Annotated in this window: 2 protein-coding genes; one reads left to right on the top strand and one right to left on the bottom strand. The window is 28.7% G+C overall.

Features of this window, described 5'->3' with window-relative positions:
* A partial coding sequence (locus tag Q0370_RS02040; RefSeq protein WP_299571425.1) for a hypothetical protein occupies positions 1–1348 on the top strand: 1348 nt, incomplete at its 5' end.
* 197 nt (positions 1349–1545) lie between these two features.
* Here Q0370_RS02040 and Q0370_RS02035 read toward each other — a convergent pair.
* Positions 1546–3813, bottom strand: a 2268-nt coding sequence (locus Q0370_RS02035; RefSeq protein WP_299571423.1) for a plasmid recombination protein, incomplete at its 5' end; no start/stop codon positions are given.

Here is a 3813-nt window from a genome sequence, read left to right as displayed (position 1 = left end):
TAAAAATAAGTTTTTGAAAGATAGAGGGTTTAAGGAAGTTGATCCTTTTACTTTCTATAGGGATTTATTTCCTGAAGGTAGTTTGCAGAAAAGGGGAGAACATTTAGATGAAAATCATAGTATTAAGGGCAATATAATTGGTATTCAAATTAGTAAGGCAAAGAAAAGAAGTAAAAGTTTTGTTATCACTGATGATCTGGAAGGAATAAAATATGTTACAGATGTTTCTTTTGGTTTAATTGCTCCTGTTAATTATTTTGGAAAGAATAGGGTTTCTAAAAATGCCAGATTTCTTTTTGCTTTTGTTATTGATTTGGATTATGTAAGGGAAAATAATATTAGAGATCTGCTGTTTCAAATTAAAAATAAGCTTTTGCCTAATCCTACATACATTGTAAATAGTGGTCGTGGACTCCATCTATATTATTTTCTTGATGAACCGTTGCCGTTATATCGGCATTATCAAAAAACTTTAACTCAATTTAAAGAACTTCTGATTGATAGAATTTGGAATGATTATACAAGCTCTAAAAAAGAAAAGGATATGACTGGAGTTTTACAGGGATTTAGGGCTGTTGGATCTTGGAGCAAATTAGGAAAAGAATATCCAGTAAGAGCTTTTAAAGTAGGTAAAAGAACGAATTTGGAAGAATTAAAAGCGAGTATTCCGTTTTGTAAATTTGATGTCAGTTTAAAATTTCCACAGAAAGATAAGAAAAAATCTAAAAAATTAGAATATTATAAAAAAAATTTTCCAGACTGGTATGAGAAAAGAATTGTAAATAAAGAACCGGCAAGGGAAAGAAAATGGATAGTTAAGAGAGCCTTGTATGACTGGTGGAAAATGAAAATTATTGAGAAAATAAGTGCAGGTCATAGATATTTTGGGATTATGGCTCTGGCAATTTATGCTAAGAAGTGTGGGATAAGCTATGAAGAGTTAGAAAAGGATGCTTTTGGATTTCTGGAAATTTTAGACAACAGAACTGAGGAGGAAGATAATCATTTTGAAATTGATGATATTGTGGCTGCTTTAAATTGTTATCATGATAATTATTTTACATTTCCTAGAGATACTATAGCAAAATTGACTAATGTTGATATTCCTAAAAATAAAAGAAATGGAAGAAAACAAAAAGAACATATAAAAATAATGAATTTTGTAAGAGATAATATTACTCATCCGAATGGAACATGGAGAAATACAGATGGAAGACCTAAAGGAAGTGGCACAAAAGAAAATCAAGTGAAAGAGTGGAGAAAAAATAATCCTGATGGAAAAAAGGCACAGTGCATTAGAGACACTGGATTGTCAAAAATGACTGTGTATAAATGGTGGGATCAATAATAAATATGCCGAATATGTCTCAGATGCTCAAATTTTAGTTTTAAGAGCCTTTTCCCTTCTACTTGACCTTTTATATCAAAAACTTAATTCTTGTTGAATATGAGCCTTTATATTGCTTCATATGACCTCCTGGAATATTGTTCCACTAAAAAAATAAAATTTTTTAAAATCTTTTGGCAAATATATTATAAATTTTATTATCTGCTGAAGCCTCTGTCCTGTTCTCTTCTTAATTTTCCAATTTTTTCCTCTTTTTCACAGTTCTTGTAGTCTTCTACTAAACCAAAAAATATTTCATCATTTTCAGGTATTTTCTTTTCAATCTGTTTGTTTGCAGAAAAATTTTTTACTTTTGTTTTAAAAAAATCCACAAGTTCATAGAATCCCTGATTGAATAGAACGCTTAAATTTGAAATGAAATCTTTTATTTTATTGGATATTTTATTTTGTTTTGCAGAATTTATCTTGTTTCTTTCTTCAATTTGAGCGGTTATGTCATCATAACTTTCTATTTGTGCTTTAAGCTCAAAAATGTTAAAAAAGTAATTGCTTATTTCTTCATCCTGACTAAGAAATATTTTATTCTCCGTTCTTCCTACTTTCTGCTCCCTGATTGATAGTTGCTTTTCTCTTTCAAGAGATTTTTCTGTAATAGCTTTCATTTGATCTATTTGTTTGTCAATTTCTTGCTCCTTTCTCTGCAATCTTTCATCTTTTCTGCTTAATTCTTGAGATAGCTTGTTTAATGCGTTTTCTCTTGGTTCAATGTTTATTTCTCTTTGGTGCAGTTTTTCTTCTCTTGTGTTTAGTCCGTTTTCTCTTTGAGTAATTTTTTCTTTTCTGGCATTTAAGTCAAGCGACTCTTTTTCAAGAGTTTTTTCTTTTTCAGAAATTTTTTCCTGAGATTTTTTCAAGCTGTCTTCTTTGATTTTAAATTCAGTTTCAATTTCGTTTCTGATATTTTTTTTAAAATTTGGCTCTAGATCCTTTAACTCCTGCTGTTTTGCCTTATAGTTTAACTTGTAATCTTTTATGGCATCTATAGTTTCTTGATTCTGTTCCAGAAATTCTTTTGCATCTTGTCCATCAGCTATATACTTTCTAGCTTCCCTTACAACTTCTCTGTATTCAGTATCAATTTTTTTATCAAAATTTTGTCTTAGCTGAACTTTTTCTTTTTCCCATTCTTCCTTGCCTTTTTTTATAATTGGTTCAATAATTAAATTATTGTCTTTTATTTTTTCTTCTTGAGATTTTATAAACTTGTCATTTTTTTCAAGTTCTTTCTGCCTTTCATCTATTTCTTCATCTATTTTTCCAATCTTTTGAAGCTTTTGAGAAATAACGTTATCAAACCCTTCTTCCAATTTTTTTGACTTGCTGTCGATAAAATGGTACACTTCTCCCTTTTCTTTTATGTTTTCAAGCTTCTTTTTAGTCATTGTAAGCTCATAGTCGCTTCTTGCCTTTTCTCCGCTTTGGCTGTATATAAAGTCGCTAATTATGATGTTTTTTGAACTGTTGTATTCTTTTGTTAAGTTATTTACATTTTCGTTATGTTTCAAAAAATATTCATCCAGATTTTTTAAATAGTTATCAAAATCTTGTTTTAGTACATATTCTTTTTTTGCTCCCCAAAAGGGTTTTTCTTGATGAATTTTAGGATATTCAAGTGAAACTTTTGCTTCAGGAATTTGTATGTCCTCTATTTTGAGTTCTTCGGTCATTTCATCGGCAACTTTTTGTGCTTCAGCTTTAAAGACCTCAATATTTTTAATATATCTTCTTCCTTCGTGTTTTCTTCTCAAAATTTCAATATTTTTGTCCTTAAACAGTTCCTTCTGGTATTCAAACCATTTATTTTGAAGTTCATAAAGCGAACTTTTCCCATCAAAATATTTTTTTGCTGAAAGCGTAGTTGCTGTATACTTATGCTCATTCTGAAATTTTTTTATAAACTCTTTATCACTTTTTTTATCACTTAAATTTAATTTTGTAAGCTCTTTTAAAACTTCTCTTTGAGTAAGTTTTTTTTCCTTAACTGCTAAAGGAATTGCACAGACATGCATATGCGGTTTTTTCTCATCGTAATGAATTACGGCAGAAATAAAATTCATTTTTGGGTATTCTTTTTCTAGCCACTTTAAATTTTTTTTGAACACTTCTGTCATCTCTTCCTGACCCATATTTTCAAAAATTTTTTCATCAAGATTGCAAAGAAAATTAACTAGAACTACGCTATCTTTTTTGGTTTTAATTTTATTTTTTTTAAAGTATTCTGATAATTCAAAATTACCATTTTTATATCCAAATTTGTCTAGAATTATTGTATTTAATTCAGTTTTTTCAGAATTAATATTTTGATTTTTATACTGCCTATGTTTTCTGAAAATGTGGTCAATAATTGAAGTATAATTTGACATTTTTGACTTTTTTATATTAATAAGGTTATGTGCTTTTTCCAT

Source organism: uncultured Leptotrichia sp. (assembly GCF_938036635.1).
GTDB lineage: Bacteria > Fusobacteriota > Fusobacteriia > Fusobacteriales > Leptotrichiaceae > Leptotrichia > Leptotrichia hongkongensis.
The sequence above is the reverse complement of the archived record's forward strand: the minus strand, read 5'-3'. Positions and strand labels throughout refer to the sequence as shown.